Raw genomic sequence first — 6,046 nt, 5'->3', positions numbered from 1 at the left:
TCCGCCAGCATCGGCACCATCGGGCTGGTGTCGCCGAAGCGCACCGTCTACGGCTCGCTGACCACGCCCGATCCGATCGCGCTGCACCGGCAGCTCGACCAGATCGCAACCGACGGCGTCACGCATCTCGCCTTTGAAGCCTCATCGCACGGGCTCGATCAATACCGGCTCGACGGCGTGCGCATCGCCGCCGGCGGCTTCACCAATCTGTCGCGCGACCACATGGATTATCATCCCGACATCGCGCATTATCTTGCCGCCAAACTGCGGCTGTTCCGCGATCTCGTCACAGCCGATGGCGCAGCGGTCATCTGCGCCGATCACGATTTCTCGGAGCAGGCGATCGACGCCGCGCGGTCGCGGCATCTGCGGCTCATCGCCATCGGCCGCCAGGCGGACGGCGCAAGCGAGGGCATTCGCCTGCTCGAGGCGTCCATCGAAGGCTTTGCGCAAAAGCTCGCACTCGAACATCGCGGGCGCAAATATCTGGTCAGGCTGCCGCTGGTCGGCGAATTCCAGATCGAGAACGCGCTGGTCGCCGCGGGCCTCGCGATCGGTACCGGCAGCGGGCCCGATGCCGTGTTCGCGAGCCTCGAACATCTCGAAGGCGCCAAGGGCCGGCTCGAACGCGTCGGCGAACGCAACGGCGCGCCGATCTTCGTCGATTACGCGCACAAGCCCGATGCGCTGGCGAAGGCGCTGCAGGCGCTGCGGCCTTATGCCAGACGAAAGCTCGCGGTCATCTTCGGCGCCGGCGGCGACCGCGACGCCGGCAAGCGTCCGCTGATGGGCGCGATCGCCGCTGCAAATGCCGACAGCGTCATCGTCACCGATGACAATCCGCGCAGCGAGAATCCGGCGGCGATCCGCGCCGCCATCCTGGCCGCTGCGAAGGGCGCCAGGGATATCGGCGATCGCACTGAGGCGATCCGCGCTGGAATTGCCGAGCTGCAGCCCGGCGATGCGCTGCTGATCGCCGGCAAGGGCCATGAGGTCGGACAGATCGTCGGCGACAAGACGCTGCCGTTCAGCGATCATGATGCGGTTGCGGCCGCGCTCGCCGCGAGGGTCGCATGAGCGCCGCGCCATTGTGGACATCGGCGGCGATGATCGAGGCGATGGCCGCGGCGATCCAGGGCGCGTTGCCGGAAGGCATCAGCGGTCTTTCCATCGACAGCCGCACCATTGCGCCGGGCGAAGCCTATTTCGCGATCAAGGGCGAGGTCCATGACGGGCATGATTTCGTCGAAGCCGCGCTGAAGGCGGGCGCGGGACTGGCGGTGGTCGAAGCCGCGCAGCGCCGGAAATTCGCAGCCGATGCGCGCTTGCTGGTCGTGGACGACGTGCTCGCCGGCCTGGTCGCGCTGGCGCAGGCCTCGCGCGCGCGGCTCGGCGCGCGGATCATCGCGGTCACCGGCTCGGTCGGCAAGACCTCGACCAAGGAAGCGTTGCGCTGCGTGCTCGCCGCGCAGGGCGAGACCCACGCTTCGGTGGCCTCCTTCAACAACCATTGGGGGGTGCCGCTGTCGCTGGCGCGCTGCCCGGCGTCGGTGCGCTTTGCGATTTTCGAGATCGGCATGAATCACGCCGGCGAAATCGATGCGCTGGTCAGGATGGTGCGGCCGCATGTCGCGGTCGTCACCGCGGTCGAGCCGGTGCATCTGGAATTCTTCTCGGGCATCGAGGCGATCGCCGACGCCAAGGCGGAAATCTTTGTCGGCGTCGAGCCCGGCGGGGCGGTCGTGCTCAACCGCGACAATTCGCAGTTCACCCGGCTCGAGGCCTGCGCGAAGCGGCACGGCATCTCCCGCATCGTTTCGTTCGGCGCCGACGCGAAATCCGACGCGCGGCTGCTCGATGTGTCGCTGCGTGCCACCTGTTCGGCGGTGCACGCCAACATTCTCGATCACGACGTCGCCTACAAGATCGGCATGCCCGGCCGCCACATGGTGATGAATTCGCTGGCGGTGCTGGCCGGCGCCTATTTGCTGGGAGCGGACCTGGCGCGGGCGGCGCTGTCGCTGTCGCTGCTCGAGCCGCCGGCGGGTCGCGGCCTGCGGCGCGTGCTGGAGGTCGGCAGCGGCGAGGTGACTTTGATCGACGAAAGCTATAACGCCAATCCGGCGTCGATGAGCGCAGCGCTCAACGTGCTCGGCCAGGCCGATATCGGTCCGCATGGCCGGCGCATCGCGATGCTCGGCGACATGCTCGAGCTCGGTCCGACCAGCCCCGCGCTGCATCGCGGCCTGGTCGAGGCCGTCAAGGCCAGCCACGTCGATCTGGTGTATTGTTGTGGTCCGCTGATGCGCCATCTGTGGGATGCTCTTTCCACCGGCAAGCGGGGAGGCTATGCCGCTGATGCGGCCGGCCTGGAGGCGCAGGCGGTCGCGGCAATCCGCGCCGGCGACGCGATCATGGTGAAGGGGTCGCTGGGTTCGAAGATGAAGACGATCGTCAATGCGCTCGAAAAGCGCTTTCCCGGCAAAGCCGCGCACGCAGAAGCGGTATAGGGCATGAGTGAATGTTTTACTGGCTGATCGAGCTTTCCAATACCGTCCCCGGTTTGGGGATGTTCCGGACGCTCCTGAACGTATTCCGCTACATCACCTTCCGCACCGGCGGGGCGATGGTGACCGGCGCGCTGTTCGTGTTCCTGTTCGGCCCGTGGATCATCGATCATTTGCGGCTGCGCCAGGGCAAGGGCCAGCCGATCCGCACCGACGGCCCGCAATCGCACATCATCTCCAAGAAGGGCACGCCGACGATGGGCGGGCTGATGATCTTGTCGGGACTGGTGGTGGCGACGCTGTTGTGGGCGAACCCGCTCAACCCCTATGTCTGGATCGTGCTCGCGGTGACGCTCGGCTTCGGCTTCGTCGGATTCTACGACGACTATCTGAAGGTGACGAAGCAGACCCATGGCGGCTTCGCCGGCAAACTCCGTCTTGCGATCGAGGCGGTGATCGCGCTCGCCGCCTGTTACGCGCTGGTCCGGCTCGGGCGCGACGTGTCCTCGACTTCGCTTGCGATTCCCTTCTTCAAGGACATGGTGTTCAATTTCGGCTGGTTCTTCGTGATCTTCGGCGCCTTCGTCATGGTCGGCGCCGGCAACGCGGTCAACCTCACCGACGGCCTTGACGGCCTCGCCATCGTGCCGGTCATGATCGCGGCGGCCAGTTTTGGCATGATCTCCTACCTGACGGGTAACGCGGTGTTCTCCGACTACCTGCAGATCAACTACGTCGCCGGCACCGGCGAACTCGCGGTATTGTGCGGCGCGGTACTCGGCGCGGGGCTGGGATTTTTGTGGTTCAACGCGCCGCCGGCGTCGATCTTCATGGGCGACACCGGCTCGCTGGCGCTCGGCGGCATGCTGGGCGCGACCGCGGTCGCGGTCAAGCACGAGATCGTGCTCGCCGTGATCGGCGGCTTGTTCGTGCTGGAGGCGGTCTCGGTGATCGTGCAGGTGGCTTCGTTCAAATTGACCGGCAAGCGCGTGTTCCGGATGGCGCCGTTGCATCATCATTTCGAGCAGAAGGGCTGGACCGAGCCGCAGATCGTGATCCGGTTCTGGATCATCTCGGTGATGCTGGCGCTGGCCGGCCTCTCCACGCTGAAACTGAGGTGACGATCTTGTCCATCTTCAACCATCATTCCGGGGCGCGCAAAGCGCGAACTACGATGTGCAATTGCACATCGGAGAATCTCGAGATTCCGGATTGCCGTCGACGGGCCGCGCTTTGCGCGGACCCGTTGGCGGCCTCCGGAATGACAGGTTAGATCGTGATCCCCGCCACCGCCTTTGCGGGCAGGACGGTCGCCGTGTTCGGCCTCGGCGACTCCGGGCTTGCGAGCTGCCACGCCCTGAAGGCGGGCGGCGCGAAAGTGATCGCCGGCGACGACAATGCCGACAACGTCGCCAAGGCCGCGCAGGACGGTTTCATCACCGCCGATCTGCGCACGGTGCCATGGGCGAATTTCGCCGCGCTGGTCCTGACGCCCGGCGCGCCGCTCACCCATCCTGCACCGCACTGGACCGTGCTGGCGGCGCAGCAGGCCGGCGTCGAGGTGATCGGCGATATCGAGCTGTTCTGTCGCGAGCGCAGGCGTCATGCGCCGGATGCGCCGTTCGTCGCGATCACCGGCACCAACGGCAAATCGACCACCACGGCGCTGATCGCGCATCTGATGCGGGTCGCCGGCTACGACACCCAGATGGGCGGCAATATCGGCACCGCGATCCTGTCGCTGGAGCCGCCGCGGATGGGGCGGGTGCATGTGATCGAGATGTCGTCCTATCAGATCGATCTTTCGCCCTCGCTCGATCCCTCGGTCGGCATCCTGCTCAATATCAGCGAGGACCATATCGATCGTCACGGCACGCTGGAAAATTACGCCGCGGTGAAGGCGCGGCTGGTCGCCGGCGTGCAGCCGCAGGGCACCTCGATCGTCGGCGTCGACGATGGCTGGAGCCGCAACATCGCCGACCGCCTCGAGCGCTCCGGCAAGCGCGTGGTCCGCATCTCGGTGAAAAATCCGCTGCCCGACGGCATCTATGTCGAGGGCGAAACCGTTTTGCTGGCGTCGGGCGGCGCGCGCAGCGAGATCGCGAAATTCGGCGGCATCGGTTCGCTGCGCGGCCTGCACAATGCGCAGAATGCCGCCTGTGCCGCGGCCTGCGCGCTGGCGATGGGGATCGACACCGACACCCTGCAAGACGGCCTGCGCAGCTTTCCGGGCCTTGCCCACCGCATGGAGCAGGTCGGCCGCCGCGGCAAGGTGCTGTTCGTCAACGACTCCAAGGGCACCAACACCGATGCCGCCGCGCATGCGCTGTCGTCCTTCGCCGATGTCTTCTGGATCGCCGGCGGCAAGCCCAAGCTTGGCGGCATCGCGGTCCTGACCGAATATTTCCCGCGCATCCGCAAGGCCTATCTGATCGGCGAGGCCGCGCCGGAGTTTTCGGCCACGCTCGGCGACCACGTGCCGCACGAGATTTCGCACACGCTCGATGTCGCGGTGGCCAATGCCGCGCGCGACGCGGAGGCTTCGGGGCTTGCCAATCCGGTGGTGCTGCTGTCGCCGGCCTGCGCCTCGTTCGATCAGTACCGCAATTTCGAAATCCGCGGCACCAGGTTCCGCGAACTCGTCACCGCGTTGCCCGGCGTCACACCGGTGGTGTGACGGCGCGCCTTCAAGCGCAGCCTCCGTGTCCCGGACGCGTTGCGGCATGTAATGCCGCTACGCAGAGCCGGGACCCATCACAATGGACCCCGGATCAGCCGCGCACCGCGCCGCAAGGGCGTCGCGCTGCGCGGCATCCGGGGTACGGGAGAACTCCCTTTCAAAAGATAATGATCGCATTAACCCCTTGGAAACCGTCATGGGCGACCAATGGGCGGACCTCTGCCATTCTGGGGACGCCGATGCTCTCCCGCGACCAACGCACGCCGCTTTCCGAATGGTGGTGGACCGTGGACCGCCTGCTGCTCGCGGCGGTGCTCGCGCTGATGCTGGCTGGCATTATCCTTTCGCTCGCGGCGAGCCCGCCGGTGGCGACGCGGATCGGGCTCGATCCGTTCCACTTCTTCAACCGGCACGTGATGTTCCTGCTGCCTTCGATCGTGGTGCTGGTCGCGGTGTCGTTTCTGTCGCCGCGGCAGATCCGCCGCACCGCGCTGCTGGTGTTCGCGGTCAGCATCGTGCTGATCGTGGCGACGCTGTGGTTCGGTCCCGAGGTGAAGGGCTCGCGACGCTGGATCACCTTGATCGGCGTCAACATCCAGGCCTCCGAATCCGCCAAACCGGCCTTCGTCGTCATGGCGGCGTGGCTGTTCGCGGAATCGACGCGGCGGCCGGAGATGCCGGCGACCTCGATGGCGCTGGTGCTGCTGCTGGTGCTGGTCGCGCTGTTGGTGATGGAGCCGGACTTCGGCCAGACCATGCTGATCCTGATGGTGTGGGGCGCGCTGTTCTTCATCGCCGGGATGCGGATGATCTGGGTCGCCGGCCTTGCCGGCGCGGCGGGCCTCGGGTTGTTTGGCGC

Annotated in this window: 5 protein-coding genes; all 5 read left to right on the top strand. The window is 66.5% G+C overall.

Features of this window, described 5'->3' with window-relative positions; genetic code table 11:
* Positions 1 to 1,077: UDP-N-acetylmuramoyl-L-alanyl-D-glutamate--2,6-diaminopimelate ligase (locus tag WCE35_RS18415; RefSeq protein ID WP_424594761.1), on the top strand; the 1,077-nt coding region annotated here is incomplete at its 5' end.
* Entirely contained in the window at positions 1,074 to 2,510 is a 1,437-nt protein-coding gene (locus tag WCE35_RS18410; RefSeq protein ID WP_424594760.1) for a UDP-N-acetylmuramoylalanyl-D-glutamyl-2,6-diaminopimelate--D-alanyl-D-alanine ligase, read from the top strand. The genes WCE35_RS18415 and WCE35_RS18410, both read left to right, overlap by 4 nt.
* 11 nt (positions 2,511 to 2,521) lie before the next feature.
* The gene (mraY, locus tag WCE35_RS18405) at positions 2,522 to 3,628 is read left to right on the top strand and encodes a phospho-N-acetylmuramoyl-pentapeptide-transferase (protein ID WP_424594759.1); all 1,107 of its coding nucleotides are present in this window, start codon (positions 2,522 to 2,524) and stop codon (positions 3,626 to 3,628) included.
* A gap of 155 nt (positions 3,629 to 3,783) precedes the next feature.
* A complete protein-coding gene (murD, locus tag WCE35_RS18400; RefSeq protein WP_424594758.1) occupies positions 3,784 to 5,184 on the top strand; it encodes a UDP-N-acetylmuramoyl-L-alanine--D-glutamate ligase in 1,401 nt (466 codons plus the stop codon).
* Positions 5,185 to 5,426: 242 nt separating this feature from the next.
* Positions 5,427 to 6,046: FtsW/RodA/SpoVE family cell cycle protein (locus tag WCE35_RS18395; protein WP_424594757.1), on the top strand; the 620-nt coding region annotated here is incomplete at its 3' end.

The organism is Bradyrhizobium sp. (genome assembly GCF_049691595.1).
Classification (GTDB): domain Bacteria; phylum Pseudomonadota; class Alphaproteobacteria; order Rhizobiales; family Xanthobacteraceae; genus Bradyrhizobium.
This window is presented reverse-complemented; position numbering and strand designations above follow the sequence as displayed.